Below are 25,683 nucleotides of genomic sequence, written 5' to 3'. Positions count from 1 at the left end.
CCGGATTTTATCTGCTGTGAATTGTATGTTGGTATACCATCGTATCATCTGTCAACAAATTCTTGCCTTGGGTAACCGGCACGGTTATTGTCGGGGTATGGATACAGCGTTAGTTCATGACCTTCGGATCGACACTGCCCCGAAAACCCTGCGTGAATTGACGCTGGAACGGCTGCGCGGAGCGATCATTTCCGGCCGGTTCGCATCGGGCGAACGGCTGGTAGAGCGCGTGCTATGCGACCAGATCGGCGTCAGCCGGTCCATCATCCGCGAGGCGATCTGTTTTCTCGAAGCCGAAGGGCTGGTCGAAATCGCGCCCCGTTCCGGCCCGATTGTGGCGCGGATGGATTGGGCGCAGGCCAAACAGATCTATGATATCCGGATGTTGTTGGAAGCACAGGCCGCCACCACCTGCGCACAGAAAGCAGACGCCGCAGCAAAAACCAAGCTGAAATCCGTACTGAAGGCGTTGAGAAACGTCTTTGCCCAGCCTGACGGTGACGACAAGGAACAAGCGGTTTACGCCACCACCACCCATTTTTACGAGGTCATTTTTACCACGGCAGAGCACGAAGTTGCATGGGACATCGTGCATCGTCTGAACGGACGTATTTCGCGACTGCGCGCACTGACCCTTGCCATGGCCGACCGACCCGTTTCGGGTTTGACGCGGATCACCGAAATCTGCGATGCGATTGTTGCAAATGATCCTGATCGCGCCGCACATGCGGTGCAAAACCACTTGGCAGAGGCAGCCGCCATCGCCCGCCGCCTGCTCGCAGATGAGGCGAGCGCCAAAGATGGGCAAGCTTGATGCCCGCTTATTGGATCGCCCATGTCACAGTCACTGACCCGCAACGCTATGCCGGTTATCAGGCCACTGCACCAGCGGCCTTTGCACGACATGGCGCAGTGTTTCTGGCGCGCGGGGGCGAGGGTGAAGTCGTTGAAGGTGCGCCTTTCGACCGGCACGTGCTGATCCGTTTCCCCGACCTTGCAGCGGCCCGCGCCTGTTACGCATCGCCTGAATACACCGCCGCACGGGCGCAACGCGATGGGGCTTGTAAGGCACATGTCACCCTTGTTGACGGCCTGCCTTCAGTCCGATGACACAAGGCGCAAAAGCGGTTCTGCCTCAAACTGTGTGCGCAACTATCGTAAAACTGGAAAATGCAAAGACGAGAAAGCGAGGGTTATCGGCTAGCTGATCGCGGCTAACGCCGGAAAACGGGAGGTTGCTAAGTCCTTTATGGCTGCCGGTTTCTTTTTTGTGGAACCCTAAATGACATACCAGCAACGGCAGTGGCGTCTCAGCCGATCATCCACCCCGTCAAGGCTCTACGCATCTGCGCCCGCAAGCGCTTCGCCCTTTCACCGCAAACGCAGTCGGGATGCAGAGAGCAGCCTTTCACAACCGTCACGCAACGTGCGTATCACCGATGCAGATGAATGACGTGTGAACACAATGTAGCTTGACGTCCAAAATTGATATTTATGGCGCTGTTCCGTCCAATCTTCTTTGCTGATTGGCCGTTTAACTTCCGACGATCGCTCATCACGACCTGAAAGGATCCCGCGTCCCTACGGTCACGCTTGTTTGTCAGAGAGTGTGTAAACCGATCTTTGCGTACCCGGTTGATGGTTGAGATACCCTGCGTCCACAACTTCCTTGAGAGCCCTGAAGTAGCTGCTGCGTGAAACCCCGGAAAGCAGGGCATGGGTGCGGATTTGCTCGCTCTCGAACTTGTCGGCGGTCTCGGACAAGATCGTGGCAGCGTAAAGGATGTTCTTTTCAATGCGCCCCAGATCGTCCAATCCAAGGTCGCGCTCCATTCCAAAGAGTATTTCCTTGAAATGTGCCACCTGCGCAATGCTTTTCATCTGTATGCTCCGAGACGCTGAGTGATCATCCGAAATTCAACCCTATCGCAAGATGGGCACCCTTGACAATGCGTCCCACAAATCTCATTTTGGGATTATAGTTAGTAACGAGTAAACGGTTATTTTTCGCGCTGCCTTTCATCCGAATTTGAACGCTGCACGAGAACGTGCAGGTCTTAAGCCTTCAACAGCCATCTGTTGCCCGCCAACAGAAAAGCAACACTCGACGGGGACATGATGTTGTTACAGTTCCCTGCGATCATCATCTTGTTCTGGAAATCGGGGGCGACCCTGCGCTTTTGAACCTCGTGGCTTACGATGACAGGCCCAAAACCTTCCTGTACCTATGCCGAAGATTGATAAGATGGACAACGCGCAGCCTTTGGTTGAGTATGTCAGGCGGAAAGGGTGATGTGATTGCTTCCTGATCACACCGCGCAAAATCGATCGCATGCCTCATTTCTTTGTCGCCGCCGCCTACATCTTTTGTTTTGCGCTGACGGCCTTTCTGGTGACACCGCTCCAACGGCTGATCCTGCCCGAGGTAACCGCCTTTGCAAGCCTCTGTTTTTTCCCGCACGGGGTGCGGGTCCTTGCAACATGGGCTTTTGGCTGGAAGGCAATACCTGGGCTGTTCGTTGGTGCGGTGGTCAGTTTGGTGTTGCTTACCCCAACAGAATACGCCGATCTACTCCGGCCAGCGGTTCTGGAATCTATTCTGCTTGGCTCGGTTGTGTCATACGCGATTTTTGAAGGGGCCCGATTGTTGGGTTATGATTTTTACTGGAGCCCGTCAAACAAGCTTGGCTGGAGGAGCCTCGTCATCATCGGGGCTGTGGCATCGATTGCCAATTCGGTTGGAAATGCACTCATCTACTCCGGGCTCATCGGCATCAATCAACTCAAGAGCGTCCTCCTCGTCTATGTAATGGGGGATATCATCGGCCTCATCGCCTGTATGCTGGCACTTATGCTTGGCTTTCGGTGGGTGCGTCTTTTTCACAGGTCGAAAACATAGCTGTTTCATCCGCAGAATGATGGCTGACCACATCTGGCTGAGGTAGCCTCCGCCACATCGGGTATCATTTTCCCGAGTAGTCCCTGTACCACGCTACAAACCGCGCGATACCATCGCGGAAATCTGTCTGCGGGCGATAGCCGGTCAGTTTTTTCAGAAGATCCGCATTGGCCCATGTCGCCGGTACATCGCCTGTCTGCATACCCATATAGTTGCGCTGCGCCTTTTGCCCCAGACAGTCTTCGATCGCGTCCACGAAATCCAGCAGGCGCACCTTTTCGGAATTCCCGATGTTGACGACACGATAGGGTGCTGCAGGCGACAGGCTGTCCCCCTCGGGTACGATGCCATCTTCCGGACGGACCGGAGCGACATCGATCAGCAGGCGGATCGCCCGCACCAGATCATCCACATAGGTGAAATCGCGATACATGTCGCCATGGTTGTAGATATCGATTGGCCTGCCATCCAGTATGGCATCAACAAATTTGTAAAGGGCAAGGTCCGGGCGCCCCCATGGGCCATAGACCGTGAAGAACCTGAACATCGTTGTCGGCAGATCATATATATGGGCATAGGCATGACCCATGCTCTCGTTCGCCTTCTTGGTCGCGGCATAGATTGTCAGCTGCGTATCGGCTTTTTCGGTCTCGATGAAAGGCATGTCGGTGTTGGCGCCATAAACAGATGACGTTGATGCCATCAGTAAATGCTGCACTTCAAGCCTGCGTGCGGCCTCCATGACATTGAATGTCCCGATGACATTGCTATCGAGGTATGCGCGCGGGTTTTCGAGGCTGTACCGCACACCAGCTTGGCCCGCGAGGTGCACAATAACGTCAGGCACGAATGCGTCAGCGACCTTGTCGAATGTCTCCTGATCTTCAAGCAGGCCTTCGGTCGCGCCAAAGTTCGGGTTCTGCAAGAGCATCGCATGGCGCCGCTGTTTGAGGGCGACATCATAGTAATCTGTCATGCCGTCATAACCATGAACGACAAAGCCCTCTGCCAGCAACAGCTTGGCAAGATGAAAGCCGATAAAGCCTGCTGTGCCCGTGATGAGGATCTTCTTCAAATCAATTGTCCCTACATTCCGTTTTTTGCAAAGGCGTGCCGCAGATTGTTCGTAACACACCTTGCTGACAAGAGAGCCGTTCCCGACTGCCGCATCACCTTAGGCCAGAACCACGATTTTGTCGCTTGGACATGCCTCTAGTCTCCTTCCGGACAAAGCACCACTGCAAGAGCAATCTCTTTTATCAACCCCGCCTCTCCAGATCACGACCAGCAATGCTCACAGGCGTTTTACGGCCCATAATATCGACAAGGAGCCGGATACGCCCGGCATCATCCGCAGAAACCACTTGTGCCAGCCAGCCTGCAAAGGGTCCGTTGATCACACAAACCTGATCGCCCGCCTGAAAATCAAAGACATCGTCCAGCATCCCGTCTTCGGTCGTGACATGCAGCAAACCTGCGGCAATCTCGGTTGGAAGCCGTGCAGGTTTCCCATCTGTTCCCGCAAGCACGCGCGTCACACCGCGGGTATATGCGACCACATGCCAATTGATGTGACGTGTCGGTATGGCAAAAAATAGATAGCCCGGAAAAAGCGGCTGCTTGACAGTCCGCAAGCCATAGCGGGACTGCCGGGTTTTTTCACGCATTGGCATCAGAGTGCGAAACCCCTGACGGGCGAGGTGCGTTTTGGCAAGGCTCAGGCCATTTGGCTTGAGTTGCAACACGTACCAGTCTGTTTGCTCGGTCTCTTCGGTCATGAACACACCTGCATGTTAGATGGTGCTTTCATAACATGCGTTGCTCATCAACGCGACCTTGCGCAGGGCGCAGTGATCCCGTCTCACTCACCTGATTTGTAGCTATAGCGCGTATTGTACGCGTAACTATAACCGTTACCTGCGCGCGCACTCTTGGGATCGAAGTCATTCAAGATCGCGCCCGCAAGCGTCACACCGGCGTTTTCAAGCGTTTTTTTCATAGCGAGAACTTCTCCGGGGGGGGTCTGTCCAAAGCGGGTCACGGCGATCACAGCACCGGCTGCGCGGCCAAGAACAACAGGATCGGTAACGGCCAGAACCGGTGGCGCATCGATAATAATCAGGTCAAAGTCTTTATCGAGCGTCTTGATCAGATTGGAGAGGTCTTCGCGCATCAGCAGTTCAGAAGGATTGGGCGGAAAAGGGCCGCTGGAGAGTACGGAGAGGTTTTCTACCTGCGTCACCGAAAGGGCGGACGATAGATCAACCTCGCCCGAAAGCACCCCAGCGAGGCCGGGATGGTTTCTGGGGATATCAAAATACTTTCGCTGCTGGCCGCGCCGCATATCCGCATCGACAAGGCAGACCTTCTGTCCTGATTGTGCTGCGACAACGGCTAGGTTGGCTGAGACGAAACTCTTGCCAGCGCCGGGCGCCGGACTGGTGAAGACGACGGAACGCGTCTGCGCATCCAACATGCCAAAATGCAATCCAGTGCGCAGTGACCGCAATCCTTCGACAAAGAGGTCTTCGGGCGCTTCAAGCGCTACCAGAGGCAAGGTCTTTCTTCTCTTTGCGGATTTCAGTCCCGACGACTGCCGGTTGAGGGTTGCAAAGACAGCAAGCCCCATGGCCTCAAGGTCCTGACTGCCCTCGATCGTCTTGCGCAAGTAGCTCTTCGCCAAGACCGTGCCGGTCCCGACAAGCAGACCAAGAAGGCCGGCAAGCGCAAGAATGATAGCCTTGCGCGGCGCAACGGGCTCTTGGGCTGCGCGCGCGGTATCGACGATGCGAACGTTGCCAATATTACTCGCTCGGAGTACACGCAATTCTTGCGCCCGATTGCGGAGTTGGACAAACACCTCTCGTGCAAGTTCAAGATCCTGCGTCAGTGTCAGTACTTCGCGCTGTGTGGCGGGTAGAGCCCGCACCTCCTCGCGAAGGTTGGACAAACGGTCTTCGACCCGCGCCCTGTTTGTAAGCAGTCTTTGGTATTCAGGGTGATTTGGCGTGTATCGCTCTGCTACCTCTTCCTCGATGCCCGCGAGGTCAATAAGTTCCGCCTCAAGAGCGCGGATTTGCGTCAAGAGCGCTTCGCCCTCGGCACCGAGAGAAATGGTTTCCCGTGCCTCGCGGAAGTTTGTGAGTGCAACCTCTGCCTCTTCGACAGTTTCACGTGCGGCGGGTATCTGACTTTCGACAAACGAGAGGCTGCTCTCAGCCTCAGCAGCACTACGGTCAGCATTTTGTGACAGATAGGCCTGCGCAATTGCATCGAGCGTTCGGCGCGCATTCTCCGGCGAGTCTGCCTCGTAAGTCATGCGAAGGATGCCGGAATTCCGCCCCTGCTCGGAAAGCGTGAGGGCATCTGTGACGCGCTTGATCGCGTCTATCTCGGGTAGTTGCTCCAAGACAAACACGCGTCCGGGCTCTGCAAAAATGGCGCCAACCCGCAGCGATAACCCTATGTCCTCAGCAAAAAGGGGTTCGCCGACCTGTCCCCGTAATTCCTGTCCGGTTGGCAGTGTCACGACAAAGCTACCGTCTGCTTCGGAGGTAATGCGGATTTCCTCACCAAGCCAAGCGGGCGGCACATCCAGCAGATCAAGGCGAATGGCGTCGCCCGGCCGCGCATAACGCTTTAAAAAATTCCATTGTGGAAGCGCGATCTCTTGCGTCGCCAACAAATGCCCGATGAGGGGTGCGCGGAGTGGTTTGGCATCCCAGTCGAGGTTGAGGCGCGAGATGGCGCGACCAACCACCATCCGAGACTTGATAATCTCAATTTCCGTGACGGCACGCGGGCTGTCCCCTGACAATCCAGCGAGACCTTCCGGCAGTCCGAGCTGATTTCCCTTTTCTTCCAGCTGCAAGAGCCCATCAGCCTGATACGTCGGTGGTGTATTAAGAATGTAGAACAGGCCAGCCAAGGCACCGAAGAGCGTAAAGGCCATAACCCTGAGTTTGCCCGCCCAAAGCCGTGCGAAGAGATCGACGAGATCAATTTCGTCATCGTCAATTGCATCATGCTGGGCTTGAAGCTGGTCTTTCATCGATCACTCGGATTTCTTTGGCAACAGGCGCGACACCCAGCCCGTCGTAGCTTCTTGGATGAGCGCGAATACATGCTCATGAAACTCCCTGCTCTTGCGATAAGGATCCGGGATGTCCGTGTCACCTGCCCACCGGCTCAGGCGCATAACGCGTCCGGACAGTTCTGGCGCGATCCGCTCGATCTCGCGCTTATGACCTGCTTCGAGAACCAGAATAAGGTCGTACTGCTCGCCGATTTCACGCGTGAATTGTCTTGCCACGTGATCTTTCACCACCACACCAGCAGCCTCTGCAACCGCACGCGCCGTGGGGTCCACGTCACTTCCCACCACGGCCGCAATTCCAGCAGAGGCGACGGTGATATCAGTCAGATCTGCGCTTAGGATCGCCTCCGCGATGGGGGAGCGGCAAATATTGCCCACGCAGACAGTCAGGACGCTTTTCATCTCGGATCAGAGCCTATCAACTGTTGTGTTCGTTGTATTGACGGCACCAACTGTGGGCAGCAAGCCCAGAATGGTATCATTCCAGCGCTGGCGCGGTGACCGGGTTACATACACGACGTCACCGGGCTCCAGGTTGAAGCGGGTGCCCAGCAGGAACCCTGTGGGCGAGGTTACAGATAATTGAAAGACCGTCATGTTGGCGTTGTCACCACGGAATACAAAAACACCCCGTGCGTCGGCACGCAATTCGTCAAGGCCACCCTGACGCGCAAGGGCCTGAGTAAGAGAGAGGTCTTCACCCGCGAGATCAATACCTGCAGGCTGTCCAACCTCGCCCAAAATAAAGACTTCCTGTGCGGCTCTTGCGGGGACATAGACCACGTCACCGGAGCCTAGCATCGGATTATTCGAGACCAATCCGCGTTCCAGAAAACCTTCAAGGTCAACGCGATATGAACGTCCGTTGCGCTGAACTGTGACACGTTCCGGATCGGCTTCCGGATCAAGGCCGCCTGCTGCGTTCACCGCATCGATCAGCGTCAAGGGAACCGTGGTGAGTGCGAGCCTCTGCGGTGCAACGACCGCACCGGTGATATTAATGGCCTGAGAATTGAAAGCCGCCACCCTGACCTCAAGCTGCGGATTGGCGATGTATTCCGCCAAACCCACCATGAGGTTGGCCCGTATTTGCTCTGGTGCAAGCCCGGCAGCCTGCACCTGTCCTACGAAAGGATAAAAGAAAGTACCGTCCGACTGGACGCGGAATCCGGTCTCTGCAGCACTGCGCTGGGGTCCGGCCGGCATAGTAAGTTCAGGATGGTTGAAGACCAGAACGCTCAAGATATCGCCAGAGCCTACGGTATAGTTCCATTTTGCTGGACCAGGCAGGCGAGCCACTTGCGTTGGCGTAACAACTCTATTGAAGGCCCCGATATTTCCTTCGTCAAGCCGCACAAGCGATACGTTTTCATCCAGTGCGGCCTGTTCTTGGGATGTGACGGGGAAGTTGCTCGCGCCGTCGGTACAGGCCAGAGTTCCGACACCAAAAATAAGAGCAATCAGGAAACGCATTAGAACTCCGGGAACGTCAGATTATCCAAACAGGAGGCGTTGGCTTACGGTTAGATGCCACGAAATTGAGCGCCCTTAAAGAGATAAAAGCGCACCCACTGCGAGCGCGCTTTTTTAATTTCTCAAAGTTTCCGGTCTTGACGGGGCGACCAAGCCGCACTCAATCCGGCTCTTGGCAAAGCCAACAAGATCAAATCAGGTCTTCAACTGACGTTGATCAATGAATTAACGAGAAGCTGTATTAGCTACCGCCGCCTGAATCACCAGCTGCTACCGCGATCAAAACAGCAACCACAGCAAGTGGAATCCAGATGGATCCTGTACCGGTAGGCTCTTCCACAACGACGACGGGTGCCATGACCTCGGCTTCAGTAATCTCATCGGAAAGGCCACCGGCGGTGGCAAAAGAGGCTGCGGTTGCCATGATCGCGGCGGCGGACAAAGTCTTAATATTCATTTTGTTTGGCTCCTGATTGGGCTGTATATTACAGACCAGAGTGTAAATCACTATAAATGCTTTTGCAATTCATAGTTCCCTGTTTCAAAGTACGTATATATCCACCGCCCCGACACGCGCAGACACCCTCTGGCGGGACTGCCAAATCATTCCCGCCGCGTCGATCCAGTAAAGGTTCCGGAAACTTCCAACGTCCCCGATGCAGGTCTCGCTGACGATACGCGTTTGGTGTTTGATTTCGAAAATCTCAATGACTGCGCTACGCAGGGTGGCAATTTCGCATGCATATTTCTCGCGTACAATCTTGTCTTCGCCGTCAAGGTAGTCGTGGATCCGCACGGCGCTTCCACTGCCTCTGACGAGGGCAGAGTGAACTTGGGCCAAATCAGCACCCATCAAGTCATTGCCCAGCCCACGTGTCGCGACAGTAATGCCATCCTGCAGCGTCAGGCTGTCACCTTCATCAGAGACCCATGTCATCAGGTCATTGTTCCTGGAAACTCTGGCAAAGGTTGTTGCCACATCGTCATTGACCGGCACAAAGAGCAAAAGGTCACTAGGCGCTGCATCGATCTGTTCCCGTGTCAGAATCTCTCTGGGGTCGTCCTGCTGTTGCCAGTGACCCGATCCCGCATTCACAATACCCCGCAAAGCACTCACAACGGGTTGGTTCTCGGCAAGGGGGCCACACGCGGTAAGCCCCAAGATCGACGCGACTAGAATAAATCTTCTCATCTCCAAAAACGCCCCCAGCTTTCCCGAAGCGCTGCAACGTGACCGTCGCGCACTGTTTCATACAAACGCCCGTCAATGTTCAGGCGTGCGCCACCATCGCGGCTAAGCGACGACAGGCCGACATCTACTCTGTCACGTGTCGCTGTTCCAACGGCCCAATCCACCGGTATTGTTAGCTGAATCCCCTTGTCGAACGATCCTTCACCAAAGTCGTCAAACGGGACGTCCGTCAAGGTGGCGTAAGCACCCACGCGCCACCCATTGGCAAATTCGCGATCTAATGCAAAGGTCGCCCCCCAGTCACCGGCAAGATAACGGCCCATGTCTATCCTGCCGTGAAAGCTATTTTCGAAATCATAGTAGACAGATCCATGCCCGGTAACGACGTCATAGCTACCATCAAGATCTGCAAAATTTTGCACTCCAAATCCAAGGTCATAGGCGCGCTGCACGACATAGTTAAGCTCGGCTCCAAGTGCCAGACGGCTATCGACGGGCTTCCACAGGACTTCTGCAGAGGCACCGGCAAACATCTTTTCAAGATACCCGATTGACATGCGGCTATAAAATGACTGCCCGGGCCGCTCGTACCAGTGCAAAGCCAGATCTTCGATACCAATCTCGCCAGCTCGACCGTATTCAGCGATATTGCGTCTCACTGGTTGCAGCGTCGAATCCGACACGCGGGCCCCGGACCGGTTTTCAGAAACGCGGTAACGAGCCGTGCCTTCTAGATAGAGATTTGGTTGCAACGCATAGCGGATATCGGCCTGCAGGCCATATTCACCACGCAGCGGATCTGAACCGTCGAAGAGTTGCACGGCGTAGTACGGGGCAAGGCCCCATTCAAACGCGCTGGCTTCTATGTCAGCGTCGGGCTTCCGAACCGCAGCTGACGCCTCCGCAATTGTCACACGTGCGAGGCTTTGTGCAGCAGCACTGGAGCGGTTTTCCAGCACCTCCATATCGGACCGCTGGATTGTGACGGCTGACAGGGGCAAACCTGCACGGGTCGGTTCAAGCACGAACGTCTCAATATGCGGTGGCATGGTCTTGGTCAGCACCCTTGCGACACGACCAAGTGCCTGCGCTTCAGCACGGTATCTGGTGTTGGCAAAACGGACCCGAACGGAGCGCCCGGCGATTTCCAAGCGCTGCAAGACAATACCTTCTGCCAACAGACTGGCCGCAGTCGCGTCTTGCACTTCAAGTTCTGACCGAGTGACCGCAGTGCGCCCTCGGACGGAAACAGGGGTTGGTGCCGGCTCGAAACCACTGCGCGCCACGCGGTCTTTGGGATCAATGACAAGCGTTGCGGCAAGACCCAAGTCAGTGCCGCCTAAGGCATAGGCGCTGAGAACAAAATCCGAGGCAGGTGCGTAGCTGAGACCAAAATTAAAAGGCGTTTCGCGATCAACGACACCAAGCCTGGTCTCGCGCGCGTAACCGTCGCTGGAATACTCGGCGGTCGCAATCAAACTATCGCTGATGCGCCATTCAGCGCCGCCAAAAAACGCAGCATCACCTCGGAAAAACTGGTCGAATGACGGCTTGCCACCAAAACCAAAGTCAAGTGACGGACGCTCGGTGAACGCATCAGCGAAGACGCCCAGCGGGTTCTCAAAGCCGCCTTCAGTCGCCAAGCGCCCCCATCCAAGCCCCGCAGTAGCCCTCAGTCGCGGAAAGAGGGTTTTGCTTGCAACGAGATATTCCGCGCTGTAGATGCCAGTGCCCATAAAGTCCCGCAAGCCAATCGCAACGCCTGGCCGTAAGGTGCCCTCTGTCAGGATCTGATAGTGAATGTCAAAGCTGCGATCATAGAGATCGCCTGTCCCGAGACCAGAAAATTCTGCGAGCCGAGAATAGCGAAACGTGCCACTCAAACGCGGTGTCACCTGAAAATTGAATGATACTCTTTGCTGATTTTCAAAACCACCGAGCGTCATACCGATTTCAGCATCCGGCCGCACGAAGGCTGAAGGCATTTCAACAATGCCGGAGGTGCCATAGAGTGAGTAGCCGCCGCGCCAATCATCAGCGGGCGCCTGCGTGGCGTAGAATACCGCCAAAATAGCTGTGGAAAGTCGAAAGGGTGTTCTCATAGCCTTGGCTCCCTGCACCACATGGTCAAGACGATGTCGCGTTGCGTCCCTGATAGACTGCAGAAACACCTGAGTACAACCATTTGCTGCACCCAATCCGACCGCAGAAAAAAGCGATACACCGGCAAGAAATGCGATGTAGCTTTGCGAGATGCCAATCGGCGCAAACAAAACATTGCATGCCAAGGCTCCGAAGATTGCGATGCTTCCTACCAGCCTTGCGCGGCGTTCAGATAGTCCTGCGTGATTTCTTGCGGCTCTCTGCCGCGTTGCCGAGAGCGGATGCGGTGCGCAGGTGTATCCAGTATGACAAGGTCAGACACTACTGAAACCGGAAAGCGCAGCAGCCTACCGGTCATGCGGCAGCAAGGACTTGCGGCCCATGCCGGTATAGGCTTCGAACCCCGCCTCCAGCGCGTAGTCGCAAGAATACATATTGCGCAGGTCGGCCATACGGGGTGATTTCATGCGCGACGCCATGTCACGTAGGTCAAGCGCGCGGAACTCATTCCATTCTGTCAAGAGGACAACCGCGTCAGCGCCCTCGACGGCCTCATAGACATCTTCAAACCAGATCACATTTGGCAACAGGTCTTCCGCTTCGCGAAATGCCTGCGGGTCCACGACCCTGACGTGCGCGCCCAAGCCGACCAACGCCGGCACGACAGTGAGTGCTGGAGCGTCGCGCATATCATCCGTGTCCGGCTTGAACGTGAGGCCAAGTACCGTAATCGTCTTGTTGCGCAGTTTCTCGTCGCAAAGATCGACAATCTTGTCGATCATCAGGCGCTTCACCTCTTCATTCACCTTGATAACCGTCTCGACGATCTGCAGTGGAGTCGCATTGTCCTGCCCGATCCGCGCGAGCGCCTTGGTATCCTTGGGAAAACATGATCCGCCATATCCGGGGCCCGCTTGCAGAAACTTGGGGCCGATGCGGCTGTCAAAACCCATGCCATTGGCTACGTCTTTGACGTCTGCGCCAGTGCGTTCGCACAACATCGCGATTTCGTTAATGAATGTCACCTTCGTCGCCAAAAACGCGTTTGCGGCGTATTTGATCATTTCGGCAGTTTCCAGGTCGGTGGTCAGGATAGGATGGTCGCGCCGCGCCAAGGGCCTGTAGACCTCTTGCATGACCTGATTGCCGCGTTCGGACTGCACCCCGACAACAACGCGATCCGGATACATGAAATCGTTAATCGCGGCACCTTCGCGCAGGAACTCGGGGTTTGAAACAACGTCGCAGTGAAGATCAGGGCGCACATCCTTCAGGATGTCTGCAACATGTTGGTTCGTACCGACGGGCACGGTTGATTTGATGACAATAACGGTGGGCTTCGTCAGTACCTTGGCCACTTCTTTCACCGCGCTAAAAACAAAGCTGAGGTCCGCGTGTCCGTCACCACGACGGCTTGGCGTACCTACAGCGATGAACACCGCATCGGCGTCTTGGCTCGCTGCTTTTAGATCGCCTGTGAATGACAGGCGGCCAGCCGCGATATTTCGCACCATCAGATCATCGAGGCCCGGTTCAAAGATTGGTGTTTTGCCAGCCCGCAGCAACGCCAGTTTCTCTTGGTTCTTGTCGACGCAGACAACGTCATGTCCGAAGTCCGAAAAGCAGACACCTGAAACCAGTCCGACATAGCCGGTACCAATCATCGCAATTTTCATGTCTGTCCCTCTTCACGTCACCGCATCAGCCCTCACCGGAGCCTTTGTAAGCGAAGTACAGGCAGTCACTTCATTGGGCAAGCTGTTGTCCGCTCTCGCCGTGCGCTCTTGGCGCCCGATGGTTTCGAACATCGCCCCGTCCCAAAAGCAACTAGAGCAAACCATTCGGCAGGGGTTGCTCATTCGCGGTGTTCACGCGGCGGAACCACAGTGTCAGCAGGGTCGAGGTAATCACGATGAACAGCGAATAGAGCACCGGTACGGCCATGATTGATTGTGCCTCGGTTCCTGCAAAAGTGAATGCGATGATCGCGATTGCCAGCGGTCCGTTCTGAATTCCGGTTTCAAGCGCGACAGTGCGCGCGTTACGTGGGTGAAGCCGCAGCAGGATGGAAAACCCGTAGCCCAGCGCGAAACCGAACAAACCCAGCACAACAGAGCCAAAGTAGGTGGCCCATGTCGTCGTCAGCAGGAACTCCCAATTGCGCGGAATCCATGACACGATCAGAAACAGGATAAAGAAGATCGCCAGCATCGAGCCCATGAACTCTGTCACCGCACCGACATTGGCGTTCAATTTCCGTAAAATCATACCAATCGCCACAGGTACCAAAAGCAAAACCAGCGTCGCGATGATGTTTTCGCGCGGGATATCCAGATCAAGCGCACCGGCATAAAGCACCAGTACAAGCGGGATCAGAACAACGCCAAAGACCGTTGATGTCACCGTCATGAGAACGGACAGCGCCAGATTGCCCTTGGAAAAATAGGTGAAGATGTTCGACGTCGTCCCGCCCGGCATACAGGCCATGATCAGGATGCCGATCTTGATGGTGTCCGAAACAGGCAGTGTCGTCGCCAGCACAAAGCCGATCAGCGGCATGAACCCGTATTGCGAAACGACGCCGATCATCAGACCGTAAGGGCGTTTCAGTGCCAGCGTGAAATCGCGCGGGGTCAATGACGCGCCCATCCCCAGCATGATCACGCATATCATCAACGCCAGAATGGCCTGTTCAAGTGGTCCGACCATTATGCGTTCTCCGCTTTTGTCTGCTCTTGCGCGCGCAGGTCCTTGCGCAGGATCTTTCCGACATTTGATTTTGGCAACTCATCACGGAACACGACCATTTTCGGCACCTTGTAGGCCGTCAGATGCTCTTTGCAGTACGCACGGATTGCGTTTTGATCGAGGGTATCATCGCGCTTGACGATAAAGGCTTTCACCGCCTCGCCAGCTGCCCCGTCCGGCACACCGATTACCGCGACCTCCTCTACTCCCGGATGGGCGGCAATCGTATCTTCGATCTCGTTGGGGTAGACGTTGAAACCCGATACGAGGATCATGTCCTTCTTGCGATCAACGATGCGGAAATACCCGTCCGCATCCATCACGCCGATATCACCGGTCAAAAGCCAGCCGTTCTGCAACGTCTTGGCAGTCTCTTCCGATTTGTTCCAATACCCCTTCATGATCTGCGGCCCACGCGCGATCAACTCGCCCGGCTCACCCAGCGGCACATCCACACCGTCTTCATCCACACATTTCACTTCGGTCGACGGGAGCGGCACACCGATCGAGTTCAGGCGACTTTTGCCGTAAGGATTAAAGGTCAGAATGGGCGAAGACTCCGTCAGGCCGTACCCTTCAAGCAGCGGCTTTCCGGTCAGCGCTTCCCAGCGTTCGGCCACGACAGCTTGCGTGGCCATGCCGCCGGACGATGCAAACTTGAGGTGCTTGGGTGGCGTGTCCTGAAACCAGATCTCGCCGTTCAGACCATTGAACAGCGTATTCACGCCGCTCATCCAGGTGATCTTGTAATTTTCGAATGCCCTTTTGAGGCTACTGAGCGGCCGCGGGTTCGGGATCAGGATATTGTGGGCCCCTTGGGAATACATGCCAAGGAAATTCACGGTCAACGCGAAGACGTGATAAAGCGGCAGCGCGGTCAGGGCGACTTCCTTGCCCTTCTCGAACTGCTCGATCAGTTCCATGGTCTGTTCCATATTCATCAGAATATTGGTGTGGGTCAGCATCGCCCCCTTCGAGACACCGGTGGTTCCGCCGGTATACTGCAGGCAGGCCACGTCATCGGGGTCAATCGTCCTGCGGTAGCTTTCAAGCGCATTGTGCGTATCCTCATGCTTTGCGCGCCCGGCTTTGACGGCCTCGGGCAGACGAACATGCGGGAGCTTGATCGGCTTGATCGTCTTGTCCCAGTATTTCTGAACCAGCCCCACAATCGCCTTTGGCATGGCCGGCAAATATTCAGCGACGCGCGTGACAATCACATTGGGGATCGGATGACCCCGCATTGCTTCAACCAGTTTGTCGGCGAACATATCGACAACCACGATCGCCGCAGGCTCGGCATCGGCAAACTGCTTGGCCATTTCCTCGGGCGTATACAGTGGATTGACGTTGACCAGCACACAGCCGGCCTTGAAGACGGCCATCGCCGCAATGGGGTATGCCAGACAGTTCGGCACCTGAATGGCGACACGATCACCCGTTGTCAGGCCTGCAATCTCGCGAAAATAGACAGCCAGTGCGTCCGACATCTCATCGGCTTGCCGAAAGCTCAGCGTGCCGTTCATCCCGTTGGGCAGGCAGGTGGTAAACGCGGGCCGGTCTCCGTAAAGCTCTGCGGTGGCGCTGATGAAATCACCAATTGTCCTGAATTCCGGGGCGTCAATCGTCTGGCGAACGGACGGGCCATAAAAGGCCGTCCAGGGACGTGTCTCATTTCTCACTGACTTCCTCCCAAAAGTACTCGGGATACTTTATCCGGTCTGAATGCTTTGTGAATAAAAACCACAACCAGGCCGGATATGACCCTACGTCCAGTTCAGTCAGCTAAAAATGGACCAAGACAATTAACAGTGAGCATCATAGGATTGCCGACAAATCAATTCAAACTATACAGTTGCCCGGCATGAAATTATCTATCGCTCTCATCATGATCGTTCTGTCACTGTTTGTGCTTGAAGCAGCACGCCATGATGTCCGGATTGACCAATTTCACGTCGGGACCACGCCGGTCACGAAATACAAGGCACCGGATGCAGAAGGCCCGACTGTTTTGGTCGCGCATGGCTTTGCCGGTTCACAACAGATGATGCAGGGATATGCCCTGCCGCTCGCGCGCGCCGGATACCAGGTCTACACCTTCGATTTTTTGGGTCATGGCCGCCATACCGAACCGATGTCAGGTGATGTAAATGCGCTGGACGGCACAACCCGGCGGTTGATGGATCAAACAGAGGCAGTACTTGACGGGCTTCCTGCGAGCGCCGAACCGGTTGCGCTGCTCGGGCATTCGATGGCCACCGATATTCTGGCGCGGGTCGCAGGCGAGCGCGATGACATCGGGCCGCTGGTTCTGATTTCCGCATTCTCTCAGGTCATCGACGCGACTTTCCCGCGCGACTTGCTGCTGATAACCGGCAGTTGGGAGCCGGGCTTGCGCGGGTTTGCACGCGATGCCGTGCAAATGATCGATCCTGCAGCGACAGAAGGCGAAACCGTCATATCCGGTGATCTGCGCAGACGCGCGGTCGTCGGCCCGCTAAGCGAGCATGTTTCCATCTTGCATAACCGCACCGGCAGGGCAGAAGCGGTTGCTTGGCTGGACGGCTATTATGCCGGACAGTCTGATCTGCGCATCCTGCCGACGGGAACTGCCATTCTGGGGCTTCTTGCCGGGATTGTCCTTCTCTTCCAACCTATCGCCGCCCGCTTACCGCAGCGTGTGCTTGTCGTGCCAGACATGGGCTGGGCGCGAAAAGCCATGCTGCTTGGTCCTCCGGCCTTGTTAACCCCGCTGATCGCAGTCCCTTTGACGCCAGAGTTTCTGCCAGTTCTGGTTGCCGATTATCTTGGCCTGCATTTGTTCATCTATGGCGCGATGCAACTGGCGATGCTTTGGGCTTTCGGTGTGCGGTTTGGGTCATTCAACTGGCTAGCTGTCGCGCTCACTTTGATATGGTGCGCGGTTTTCGGTGTTCTTCTTGATCGCTATGCCGCCAACTTTTGGCCAACACTGGACAGGGTGTGGATCATCGCAGCCCTTTCATTGGGCGCAATCCCCTACATGCTGGCGGACACGGTATTGACGGCACACGCCAACCTATGGCGGCGCTTGCTGATTAGAACCGCCTTTCTGGTCTCGCTCGGGATTGCGGTCGCACTGGATTTCAGCGGTCTGTTCTTTTTGATCATGATCGCACCGGTCCTTGTGCTCTTCTATCTGGTTTTCGGCACCATGGGCAGGCAGGTCGCGGTCAAAACCGGCCCGGCAGCACCGGGAGTAGCCCTTGGTTTGGTTCTTGCGTGGGCTTTGGGTGTCAGTTTTCCCTTGTTTGTCGGGATTTGAAGTTGTTTGTGTACAATTGTACACCAAAACTATTCCATTTTACCCAGTGTTCCACTAGTGATGTGAATCAAACAGGCCTCTGACATCTTTTCACCGCCAAGAGTGCCGTATTACGATGAAACGCGACTTAGCCACGAGGACATGCGCATGTCAGACCAGACCCTGCCCGATATCATTTACACAAAGACAGACGAGGCGCCGCAACTGGCATCCGCCTCTTTGCTGCCCATCCTGCGCAAGTTCCTGTCAGAGGCCGACATTTCGATTGGTACCAAGGACATCTCTCTGGCGGGTCGCATCCTTGCGGCGTTCCCCGAAAATTTGACCGAGGCACAAAAAGTATCCGATGATCTTGCCCTGCTGGGCAAGGTGGTCAAACAGCCCAGCGCGAATGTGATCAAACTGCCGAATGTGTCCGCGTCCGTTCCGCAATTGGTCGCGGCTGTGAAAGAACTGCAAGGTCAGGGATATGACATCCCCGACTATCCCGAAGCACCGGAAACCGCAGACGAGATCGAAACGCGCAAGCGCTATGACGCGATCAAAGGCTCTGCCGTGAACCCTGTGCTGCGCGAAGGCAACTCCGACCGCCGCGCGCCGTCGTCGGTAAAAGCCTATGCCAGGGCCAACCCGCACCGGATGGGCGAATGGTCCTCTGACAGTAAAACGCGGGTGTCCACAATGGGTGCCGATGATTTCTTCTCGAACGAGACGTCTGTCACACTGTCGGACGCGCAGGCAGAAGGGGCGCTGAAAATCGAACTGACCGCCGCCGACGGTACAGTCACGACCCTGAAAGACGGGATCATCATGCCTGCGGGCGCGATTGTCGACGCGACATTCATGTCGGCCAAGGCGCTCAAGGCGTTTTTCCACCAGCAGATCGCACGCACGCTGGAAGATGGCACGCTCTTTTCGCTGCATATGAAGGCAACGATGATGAAAGTCTCGGACCCGATCATTTTCGGTCATGCGGTCGTGGCCTATCTGCAGCCTGTCTTTGACAGATATGCCGATGATTTTGCCGCCGCAGGGATCAGCCCGAACGCAGGTTTTGGCACACTCTTCGACGCGATCGATACCATGCCGAATGGCGCTGCAATCCGCGCGGAGATCGACGCGCTGCTGGCCGAACGCCCACCGCTTTACATGGTGAACTCTGACCGTGGCATCACGAACCTGCATGTGCCTTCCGATGTGATCATCGACGCGTCCATGCCTGCCGTGATCCGCGCGGGCGGCAAGGGCTGGGGGCCGGACGGCAAGGAAGATGACACCAACTGCGTGATCCCCGACAGTTCTTATGCGCCGGTTTACGACGCATCTGTCGAGTTCTGCAAAGCGAACGGCGCACTTGACCCGACAACCGCCGGCACAGTGCAGAACGTGGGCCTCATGGCGCAAAAGGCAGAAGAGTACGGATCGCACCCGACCACCTTTGAAATCCCCCACGCAGGCACTGTCCGGGTGATCGCAGGCAACGGCGACGTGCTGCATACCCATGAGGTCGAAGCCGGTGACATCTGGCGCATGGCGTCGGCACGCCGCGCGCCGATTGAAAACTGGATCCAGCTGGCAATCGACAGGATGGCCGCAACCGGTTACGAAACCATCTTCTGGCTCGACCAAAACCGCGCCCACGACGCAGAACTGCTCAAGTACGTCGAACCCGCACTGGAAAAAGCGGGCCTGACCGGCAAGGTCAGGATCATGGCACCACGCGAAGCAACGACACGTTCGTTCGAAGTGATCTATCAGGGCAAGAACACCATTGCTGTCACTGGTAACGTGCTGCGCGACTACCTGACAGACCTGTTCCCGATCCTTGAGGTCGGCACATCGGCCAAGATGCTTTCTGTGGTCAAATTGATGGAGGGCGGCGGTTTGTTCGAAACCGGTGCTGGCGGTTCCGCACCCAAGCATGTCGAGCAATTGGTACAGGAAAACCACCTGCGCTGGGACTCGCTAGGTGAGTTCTGCGCCTTGGGCGAAAGCCTCCGCTTTCTGGGCGACACGCAGAACAAGGCCTCTGCCAAAGTTCTGGGTGACGCTGTTGATGCGGCCACCGAAAAACTCCTGACCGAAGGCCACTCACCACAGCGCAAGGTCGGTCAGCCCGACAACCGTAACAGCCACTACTGGTTCGCGCGGTACTGGGCAGACGCACTGGTCGCGCAAACCGACGAACCGGAACTCGCAGCAGCCTTTGCGCCACTGGCAGAGGGCCTTGCCTCGGGTGAAACCGCAATACTCGCGGAATTGTCGGAAGGGCGCGGCACGGCTGTTGATCTGGGTGGGTACTACAACCCCTCCGAAGAGCGCGCATCGCAGGCGATGCGGCCTTCAGCGACGTTGAACGCGCTGATCGGCTAAAGCCTAGCTACCAAGGTCAATGGGGGTTGCACCACCCGTTGACCTCTATCAAGGTGTTCAATTCGTGAACACCTTACACTTCGTGGTGTTCCGTGAAAAAGAAGGGATCTACGATGTTCGAGAACATTACAATTGGTGTAGACGGGTCTGACCATTGCTGGCGCGCACTTGAAGTCGCATGCGATATGGCAAAGCGCTATGAAGCGAACCTACACATCATTCATGTCCCTGAGGTGCCTCCGTCCGCGATGGCTATTGGAATCGGTGCGATTGATGTGCCCATCGACATGGAGCAAGTCATGAGCGCCGGGCAGGCGGTGATGTCCGATGCAGCCGCGCGTGCGCGCGATTTTGGCGTCGAACCCTCAAGCCAAATCGTCCGGACCGGCATTACCTCGACCGAGATCATCCATGCAGCAGAGAGCACGAACTCCGATCTGATCATCACAGGGCGACGAGGTGCCGGAAGTATCGCAAGCCTGTTGCTTGGCAGCACCTCCCAAAAGATCGCACATGAAGCACCCTGCGCTTGCTTGACGGTCAAATAGGGTAAAGAGCCGTCAGCGCAGCGCAACCTTGGCCTTGAACTCTGGGTGATGTTGCTTCCGCTTCGACATATCTGATCTCCTGCGTGTTGAAGATCAGCGGACCACCAATCACGACTTACGTCAGTATCCGATGTTCGGGGAGTAGCTTAGCCCCGATCAGCGGCTCAAGCGCGCGCTTTCGGGATCATCTGATTGTTCTGACGGAACCAGTGCGCGGACCAATTTGCGCATGTTCAGAACCCCAACTGCTTTTCCGTCTTTTAGCACACGGTAGCTTAGGGCGGTGTCTCCCTCGGACAGAGCAATCACGGATTCCAACGTGTCATCATGATCAATCTCGCCGGCTTGTTCGCCTGATGCGTTTTGCGTGCATGTCATGACAGACCGGACCCGCAGAACCCGTGCGCGATTGATATCGCTTACGAAATTCTCAATGTAAGGATCAGCGGGATTGAGCAGGATATGCTGCGGTTCGCCCTGTTGAATGACGGAACCGTCTTTGAGAATGACCAGATGGTCTGCAAGTTTCAGCGCCTCGTCCAGATCATGCGTGATGAACACTACGGTCTTTTGCAACTCTGCCTGTAACTCATTCAGCAGGTTTTGCATATCGGTCCGGATAAGCGGATCAAGCGCCGAAAATGCCTCGTCCATCAGCATGATATCGGCATTGCTGGTCAGCGCGCGGGCGATGCCAACCCGCTGCTGCATCCCGCCGGACAACTGGTGCGGATACTGTTCACCTTGCCCCTGCAACCCAACACGGTCGAGCCATCGACGTGCCTCATCCGCATATTTATGCTCTTTTTGCCCATCAATGAATGGCGCAAGGCCCGCGTTTTGCAGCACGGTCCGGTGCGGCAACAACGCGAACTTCTGGAATACCATCGACATGCGGTGTTGCCGCAGGTCGCGCAACTGCTTGTCGCTGTATGCAAGAATGTTATCCCCAGCGACCAATACCTCGCCTGCTGTCGGTTCGATCAAGCGGTTGAGGTGTCTGATCAGCGTCGATTTCCCCGAGCCGGACAGGCCCATGATAACCGTCGTTTTACCGGCTGGTACATCGACATTGATGTCGTTCAGGCCAAGCACATGATTGTGCTTTTCCAGCAATTCAGTCTTGCCCATGCCGTCTTTGACATGTTGCAAGGCTGGTTCGGGGCTGTCTCCGAAAATCTTGTAAAGACTGCGGATCGAGATCTTGATTTCCATATCGTTCATTTCCGCTACCTCGACTGACTTACATTGATGCGGGCAAGTGCCGCCTTGGTCACGCGATCCAGAATGATCGCCAAAAGGACGATACCCAGACCCGAAAGCAGACCGACACCAAGTTCCAATGACCGGATGCCACGCAGCACCAACACACCCAAACCGGGGGCCGACACAAGCGATGCGATCACAACCATTGCGAGGCTCATCATGATCGTCTGGTTGACGCCTGCCATGATGTTGGGCAGCGCCAGCGGGATTTGCACGTTGAACAGCTTTTGCCGCTTGGTCATGCCAAAGGCGTCAGCGGCTTCGGTGACGTCGGGATCGACAAGCCGGATGCCCAGATCGGTAAGACGGACCACAGGCACAATCGCATAAAGAATGATGGCGATGCCGTATAGTTTTGGCTCCGTCACCGAGAACAGAAAGATCAACGGGATCAGGTAGACAAAAGGCGGCAGCGTCTGAAGCATATCCAGTATCGGGATCATCGTGCGCTGAACACGGTCGCTGCGCGACATGGCTATCCCGATGGGAACACCAAACAACACGCATGTCAGGGCGCACACGAAAATGATCGCAAGCGTCTGCATTGTGTAGGAATAATAGTCAACAAAGCCCAGAAACCCGAAACAGACGGCAACCAGTGCGACCAGTTTCATCTGTCGACTCACGACCCAAGCGACAAGCATCAACAAAGGGATCATGATGAACCATGGCACCGCCTGCATGACCCATAGCGCTTCGTTCAGCGCCCAGCTCAGCGGTTGGGTCAGGGGATCAATAACAACTTTCAGGCTGTTCTTGATCGATAGAAACCCTTCTTCCAAGCCGCTGGTTAGTTCGCGCGACTGTGGAAATGACGGGCAAGCTTCATGCAGCGCGTCCATCGACGGAAAAGGCGTTTCCCATGGCGATGAAGCCACATCGTCACCCGACGTTTGGGACAGCAGTTGCGCCATAGACGTCATTCCGCCCGCGTCATCACCGCTCGCACCGCACCAGTTTCGTAGGCCCAGTCTATCAAAAATGAAATCGTAAGTTGCCATGTATCCCTCATCCGGGCCAAGATCACGGCCACTTTTTCTAACTCTCTTAATCAATAACAGGGCCGGATCATGTGATCCTGGCCCTGTCTTTTGTCATGCCTATGGTGCTGCTACGCCCCAAAGGGCGCATACGTTCCGGCAAAGGGTGGCGCGAAAAGCCCCACCTTTTTCCTTTACTTCAGCAGTGCTGACAGATTTTCCCGCGCGGCATCGTTGATCCAGCCACCCCAAGCGTCAGGGTTGTTCTGGAGGAAATAAACCGCCGTCTCTTCGTTTGAGGCGTTGTTGTCCTCTTTCCATGCCAGAAGCTGGCTCATCGTGTCCGTCTTGAAGGTCACATTGCTCATGAGTGCGGCAATGTCAGGATGCGATTCCATGAAGTCCTTGGTCACGATCGTCAGCACGGGTGCTGCCGGAAATGCCGATGGTTTGGGGTCAGGCGCGTCGGCGTTTTGGTTGGCCGCATGCACGTCCTTGTCATAGTCGCCCAAATCAATGCTGGTCATGTCGAACATGCCAAGCGGCGTCGTTGGACCCCAATAGTAGCCAAACCAAGGTTCTTCGCTTTGGTAAGCAGCCGCCATTGATGTCGCCAGCGTTTCGCCGGAACCATGGTTGAAAACTTCGATACCACTCTCTTCGAGATCGAAGGCACGGATCAGGTTGTCATTGACCAATCGGCAGCCCCAACCATCAGGGCAGTTGTTGAACATGCCACCAACCAGTTCAGGATTGGCCATAATACCTTCGATTGTTGCAAGTTCTGGATGCGCCTCGATCAAATAGGTCGGCAACCACCAGCCTTCGACACCACCGGGGTCAAGGACGCTCCCCAGCGCTTCGATCTTTCCTTCTGCCGCCAGCTTTGTGTAAGCGTCACCAGCGGAGTTAATCCAAAGCTCTGTCACGATGTCAGGCTCGTTGTTTTCAGCCAGCGACGCCATCGCGGGCGTGGTGTCTGACGGGACTGCGGTCACATCGCAGCCATAGCCCTGCTCCATCAGAAATTTCGAGACGGCCGTTACAATAGCCGCTGAATCCCAATTCATCTGGGTGATCGTGACTTCGCCACACTGTTCCTGCGCCAAAGCCGCAGTGGGGGCCGCGAGTGCTGCAAATGCAGCACCGAAAATAATACGTTTCATATCGCGTTTTTCCTTACTTTTCTTGTTTTTGCGGGGTGGCAGCCACGTGCTGTCACATCCGCAAGAAGCCCATCAACACCGCAAACGCCATCCCGGCAGTCAAGCTGCCGTCCTTTTAAAGGACTTCTGGAAGGTCGATTTGCGACCTGTATTTGTCGCTTTCAGGCTGTGCCTATCTGGTTGTCGCCGGGATGCAACCAAGTAATTTATTATTTGTGGACCGTTCTTTCAAAGTTGTGCGATTTCCCAAAGACGGAACCAGAACGGGTTTGCCGGAGAGCATAAAGCTGTGCGCCATGTGCGTGGTCAAGAAACCGGCGCGGCATTTGTCCGGGACTTCTTCAATGAACCCAAAGAGGCCTTGCAGGCATTTCAGGAGTATCGCCAGACCGCCGAATTGATGGACGTTTGCGACCCGACCTTCGTTTAACGGCGACTTATCATCAATTCGCGGACGCCACATCATTAGAAAAGTCTACAAAACGCGATAAAAATCGGTTTGCAGCCAAATCAATTGCGTGGCCCAGACGAACCTCAAAACCAAAAAAGCTCAGCCATTCCTGACTAAGCCTTTGATTTAATGGTGAGCCGTGTTGGGTTCGAACCAACGACCTACTGATTAAAAGTCAGTTGCTCTACCAACTGAGCTAACGGCCCACGTGAGGGGCTACTTAGAAAGACCGGGGCGGGCGGTCAACCCCCAAATGATCTCGTGGCTGGATAAGTCGCATTGCATTGTTTATATGGCCGCCATGAGCGCGAAAAACAACACATATATCCCCTTCATGAAGATGCATGGGCTGGGCAACGACTTTGTCGTGATCGACGAACGGGGAATCGCACCGCGTGTCGATGCGGGGCTTGCCGTGGCGATGGCCGACAGGCATCGGGGTGTTGGGTTCGACCAATTGGCGGTGCTGTCCGACAGCGCAGACGCAGATGTGCATTTGACATTCTGGAACAGCGACGGGTCAGTGTCGGCGGCCTGTGGCAATGCGACGCGCTGCATCGCGCGCCACCTGATGGATTTGACGGGAAAGACCGCACTGACCATCACCACTGATCGTGGCAGGCTGTTCGCGCGCGACGCGGGCGGTGGTCAGACTGCGGTGAACATGGGCCATCCACAACTGGAATGGCAAGATATTCCGCTGTCCGATGACACCGATACGCTGCACCTGCCTATTGCCGGTGATCCCGTCGCGACGGGCATGGGGAACCCACATTGCACCTTTTTCGTGGATGATGCGGATGCGGTCGATCTGGCCACGCGTGGTGCGGCGACAGAACATCACCCGCTGTTCCCACAACGCACCAATGTGCAATTCGCCAGCCTGATCGCTACGGATCATCTGCGTATGCGCGTCTGGGAACGGGGCGTTGGTGTCACGCAAGCCTCTGGTTCGTCGTCCTGTGCGACGGCGGTGGCAGCCGCACGGCGGGGGCTGACCGGGTGCGAGGTACGGATTGATCTGGACGGCGGCACGCTCGACATCGCATGGCGCGACGATGGTGTCTGGATGACTGGCCCGACG

22 protein-coding genes and 1 tRNA gene are annotated in these 25,683 nt (G+C 55.8%); 7 read left to right on the top strand and 16 right to left on the bottom strand.

Annotated features, from left to right (window positions below; translation table 11 throughout):
* Positions 1 to 97 precede the first annotated feature (97 nt).
* Complete coding sequence (locus R6T97_RS00375) at positions 98 to 814, top strand: GntR family transcriptional regulator (protein WP_410347329.1); 717 nt, start codon at positions 98 to 100, stop codon at positions 812 to 814.
* Positions 814 to 1,110 (top strand): DUF1330 domain-containing protein, encoded by a 297-nt coding sequence (locus tag R6T97_RS00370; RefSeq protein WP_410347328.1) that lies wholly within the window; start codon positions 814 to 816, stop codon positions 1,108 to 1,110. The genes R6T97_RS00375 and R6T97_RS00370 overlap by 1 nt, the downstream gene beginning before the upstream one ends.
* A gap of 477 nt (positions 1,111 to 1,587) precedes the next feature.
* Here R6T97_RS00370 and R6T97_RS00365 read toward each other — a convergent pair whose 3' ends face one another.
* Complete coding sequence (locus R6T97_RS00365) at positions 1,588 to 1,881, bottom strand: hypothetical protein (RefSeq protein ID WP_410347327.1); 294 nt, start codon at positions 1,879 to 1,881, stop codon at positions 1,588 to 1,590.
* A 451-nt stretch (positions 1,882 to 2,332) separates the two neighbouring features.
* Here R6T97_RS00365 and R6T97_RS00360 point away from each other — a divergent pair, with 451 nt between their 5' ends.
* Positions 2,333 to 2,899, top strand: coding sequence for a hypothetical protein (locus tag R6T97_RS00360; protein ID WP_410347326.1), 567 nt, complete (start codon positions 2,333 to 2,335; stop codon positions 2,897 to 2,899).
* A gap of 64 nt (positions 2,900 to 2,963) precedes the next feature.
* On the opposite strand, the gene R6T97_RS00355 is transcribed toward R6T97_RS00360, so the two are convergent.
* The 11 genes from R6T97_RS00355 to R6T97_RS00305 form a co-directional block, all read right to left on the bottom strand.
* Positions 2,964 to 3,974, bottom strand: a complete 1,011-nt coding sequence (locus tag R6T97_RS00355) for an NAD-dependent epimerase/dehydratase family protein (protein ID WP_410347325.1) — start codon at positions 3,972 to 3,974, stop codon at positions 2,964 to 2,966.
* Positions 3,975 to 4,158: 184 nt separating this feature from the next.
* Positions 4,159 to 4,677 carry a transcription termination/antitermination protein NusG gene (locus R6T97_RS00350; RefSeq protein WP_410347324.1) on the bottom strand — a complete coding sequence of 173 codons (519 nt, stop codon included), beginning with the start codon at positions 4,675 to 4,677 and terminating at the stop codon, positions 4,159 to 4,161.
* Between the two features lie 83 nt (positions 4,678 to 4,760).
* Positions 4,761 to 6,950, bottom strand: coding sequence for a polysaccharide biosynthesis tyrosine autokinase (locus R6T97_RS00345; RefSeq protein ID WP_410347323.1), 2,190 nt, complete (start codon positions 6,948 to 6,950; stop codon positions 4,761 to 4,763).
* A gap of 3 nt (positions 6,951 to 6,953) precedes the next feature.
* Complete coding sequence (locus R6T97_RS00340) at positions 6,954 to 7,397, bottom strand: low molecular weight protein-tyrosine-phosphatase (RefSeq protein ID WP_410347322.1); 444 nt, start codon at positions 7,395 to 7,397, stop codon at positions 6,954 to 6,956.
* 6 nt (positions 7,398 to 7,403) lie between these two features.
* Positions 7,404 to 8,468, bottom strand: a complete 1,065-nt coding sequence (locus R6T97_RS00335; protein WP_410347321.1) for a polysaccharide biosynthesis/export family protein — start codon at positions 8,466 to 8,468, stop codon at positions 7,404 to 7,406.
* Positions 8,469 to 8,709: 241 nt separating this feature from the next.
* Positions 8,710 to 8,925, bottom strand: coding sequence for a hypothetical protein (locus R6T97_RS00330; protein WP_410347320.1), 216 nt, complete (start codon positions 8,923 to 8,925; stop codon positions 8,710 to 8,712).
* Positions 8,926 to 9,009: 84 nt separating this feature from the next.
* Positions 9,010 to 9,660, bottom strand: a complete 651-nt coding sequence (locus R6T97_RS00325; protein WP_410347319.1) for a YjbF family lipoprotein — start codon at positions 9,658 to 9,660, stop codon at positions 9,010 to 9,012.
* Positions 9,657 to 11,762, bottom strand: a complete 2,106-nt coding sequence (locus tag R6T97_RS00320) for a YjbH domain-containing protein (protein ID WP_410347318.1) — start codon at positions 11,760 to 11,762, stop codon at positions 9,657 to 9,659. The genes R6T97_RS00325 and R6T97_RS00320 overlap by 4 nt, the downstream gene beginning before the upstream one ends.
* Before the next feature lie 348 nt (positions 11,763 to 12,110).
* Complete coding sequence (locus tag R6T97_RS00315; RefSeq protein WP_410347317.1) at positions 12,111 to 13,439, bottom strand: UDP-glucose dehydrogenase family protein; 1,329 nt, start codon at positions 13,437 to 13,439, stop codon at positions 12,111 to 12,113.
* Positions 13,440 to 13,590: 151 nt separating this feature from the next.
* Positions 13,591 to 14,472, bottom strand: a complete 882-nt coding sequence (locus tag R6T97_RS00310) for a bile acid:sodium symporter family protein (RefSeq protein ID WP_410347316.1) — start codon at positions 14,470 to 14,472, stop codon at positions 13,591 to 13,593.
* The gene (locus tag R6T97_RS00305; RefSeq protein WP_410347315.1) at positions 14,472 to 16,193 is read right to left on the bottom strand and encodes an AMP-binding protein; all 1,722 of its coding nucleotides are present in this window, start codon (positions 16,191 to 16,193) and stop codon (positions 14,472 to 14,474) included. Before R6T97_RS00305 ends, R6T97_RS00310 begins: the two co-directional genes overlap by 1 nt.
* 182 nt (positions 16,194 to 16,375) lie before the next feature.
* Here R6T97_RS00305 and R6T97_RS00300 point away from each other — a divergent pair, with 182 nt between their 5' ends.
* The 3 genes from R6T97_RS00300 to R6T97_RS00290 all read left to right on the top strand — a co-directional run bounded on the left by R6T97_RS00300 (position 16,376) and on the right by R6T97_RS00290 (position 20,736).
* Positions 16,376 to 17,815, top strand: coding sequence for an alpha/beta hydrolase (locus R6T97_RS00300; protein ID WP_410347314.1), 1,440 nt, complete (start codon positions 16,376 to 16,378; stop codon positions 17,813 to 17,815).
* A 147-nt stretch (positions 17,816 to 17,962) separates the two neighbouring features.
* Complete coding sequence (locus R6T97_RS00295) at positions 17,963 to 20,188, top strand: NADP-dependent isocitrate dehydrogenase (RefSeq protein WP_410347313.1); 2,226 nt, start codon at positions 17,963 to 17,965, stop codon at positions 20,186 to 20,188.
* A gap of 113 nt (positions 20,189 to 20,301) precedes the next feature.
* Positions 20,302 to 20,736, top strand: coding sequence for a universal stress protein (locus R6T97_RS00290; protein ID WP_410347312.1), 435 nt, complete (start codon positions 20,302 to 20,304; stop codon positions 20,734 to 20,736).
* Between the two features lie 156 nt (positions 20,737 to 20,892).
* Here the strand turns inward: R6T97_RS00290 and R6T97_RS00285 are convergent, their stop codons facing one another.
* The 4 genes from R6T97_RS00285 to R6T97_RS00270 form a co-directional block, all read right to left on the bottom strand.
* Positions 20,893 to 21,960, bottom strand: coding sequence for a glycine betaine/L-proline ABC transporter ATP-binding protein (locus R6T97_RS00285; protein ID WP_410347311.1), 1,068 nt, complete (start codon positions 21,958 to 21,960; stop codon positions 20,893 to 20,895).
* 5 nt (positions 21,961 to 21,965) lie between these two features.
* A complete protein-coding gene (locus tag R6T97_RS00280) occupies positions 21,966 to 23,003 on the bottom strand; it encodes an ABC transporter permease (RefSeq protein WP_410347310.1) in 1,038 nt (345 codons plus the stop codon).
* Positions 23,004 to 23,176: 173 nt separating this feature from the next.
* Positions 23,177 to 24,148: an ABC transporter substrate-binding protein gene (locus tag R6T97_RS00275; RefSeq protein ID WP_410347309.1), complete on the bottom strand. Its 972-nt coding sequence runs from the start codon at positions 24,146 to 24,148 to the stop codon at positions 23,177 to 23,179.
* A 581-nt stretch (positions 24,149 to 24,729) separates the two neighbouring features.
* Positions 24,730 to 24,805 (bottom strand) — tRNA-Lys (locus R6T97_RS00270).
* Between the two features lie 95 nt (positions 24,806 to 24,900).
* Between R6T97_RS00270 and dapF the strand changes: the two genes are divergently transcribed.
* On the top strand, positions 24,901 to 25,683 hold a 783-nt coding region (dapF, locus tag R6T97_RS00265; RefSeq protein ID WP_410347308.1), incomplete at its 3' end, for a diaminopimelate epimerase.

Source organism: Yoonia sp., assembly GCF_046498525.1.
Taxonomy (GTDB): Bacteria; Pseudomonadota; Alphaproteobacteria; order Rhodobacterales; family Rhodobacteraceae; genus Yoonia.
Note: the sequence above shows the minus strand (reverse complement) of the source record. Positions and strands in the feature narration are given on the sequence as shown.

What these genes read in the sequence shown, in the direction of transcription:
- R6T97_RS00375 (WP_410347329.1), top strand. Translation starts at nt 98, where the DNA reads ATGGATACAGCGTTAGTTCATGACCTTCGGATCGACACTGCCCCGAAA.
- R6T97_RS00370 (WP_410347328.1), top strand. Translation starts at nt 814, where the DNA reads ATGCCCGCTTATTGGATCGCCCATGTCACAGTCACTGACCCGCAACGC.
- R6T97_RS00365 (WP_410347327.1), bottom strand. Translation starts at nt 1,881, where the DNA reads ATGAAAAGCATTGCGCAGGTGGCACATTTCAAGGAAATACTCTTTGGA.
- R6T97_RS00360 (WP_410347326.1), top strand. Translation starts at nt 2,333, where the DNA reads ATGCCTCATTTCTTTGTCGCCGCCGCCTACATCTTTTGTTTTGCGCTG.
- R6T97_RS00350 (WP_410347324.1), bottom strand. Translation starts at nt 4,677, where the DNA reads ATGACCGAAGAGACCGAGCAAACAGACTGGTACGTGTTGCAACTCAAG.
- R6T97_RS00345 (WP_410347323.1), bottom strand. Translation starts at nt 6,950, where the DNA reads ATGAAAGACCAGCTTCAAGCCCAGCATGATGCAATTGACGATGACGAA.
- R6T97_RS00340 (WP_410347322.1), bottom strand. Translation starts at nt 7,397, where the DNA reads ATGAAAAGCGTCCTGACTGTCTGCGTGGGCAATATTTGCCGCTCCCCC.
- R6T97_RS00335 (WP_410347321.1), bottom strand. Translation starts at nt 8,468, where the DNA reads ATGCGTTTCCTGATTGCTCTTATTTTTGGTGTCGGAACTCTGGCCTGT.
- R6T97_RS00330 (WP_410347320.1), bottom strand. Translation starts at nt 8,925, where the DNA reads ATGAATATTAAGACTTTGTCCGCCGCCGCGATCATGGCAACCGCAGCC.
- R6T97_RS00325 (WP_410347319.1), bottom strand. Translation starts at nt 9,660, where the DNA reads ATGAGAAGATTTATTCTAGTCGCGTCGATCTTGGGGCTTACCGCGTGT.
- R6T97_RS00320 (WP_410347318.1), bottom strand. Translation starts at nt 11,762, where the DNA reads ATGAGAACACCCTTTCGACTTTCCACAGCTATTTTGGCGGTATTCTAC.
- R6T97_RS00315 (WP_410347317.1), bottom strand. Translation starts at nt 13,439, where the DNA reads ATGAAAATTGCGATGATTGGTACCGGCTATGTCGGACTGGTTTCAGGT.
- R6T97_RS00310 (WP_410347316.1), bottom strand. Translation starts at nt 14,472, where the DNA reads ATGGTCGGACCACTTGAACAGGCCATTCTGGCGTTGATGATATGCGTG.
- R6T97_RS00300 (WP_410347314.1), top strand. Translation starts at nt 16,376, where the DNA reads ATGAAATTATCTATCGCTCTCATCATGATCGTTCTGTCACTGTTTGTG.
- R6T97_RS00295 (WP_410347313.1), top strand. Translation starts at nt 17,963, where the DNA reads ATGTCAGACCAGACCCTGCCCGATATCATTTACACAAAGACAGACGAG.
- R6T97_RS00290 (WP_410347312.1), top strand. Translation starts at nt 20,302, where the DNA reads ATGTTCGAGAACATTACAATTGGTGTAGACGGGTCTGACCATTGCTGG.
- R6T97_RS00285 (WP_410347311.1), bottom strand. Translation starts at nt 21,960, where the DNA reads ATGAACGATATGGAAATCAAGATCTCGATCCGCAGTCTTTACAAGATT.
- R6T97_RS00280 (WP_410347310.1), bottom strand. Translation starts at nt 23,003, where the DNA reads ATGGCAACTTACGATTTCATTTTTGATAGACTGGGCCTACGAAACTGG.
- R6T97_RS00275 (WP_410347309.1), bottom strand. Translation starts at nt 24,148, where the DNA reads ATGAAACGTATTATTTTCGGTGCTGCATTTGCAGCACTCGCGGCCCCC.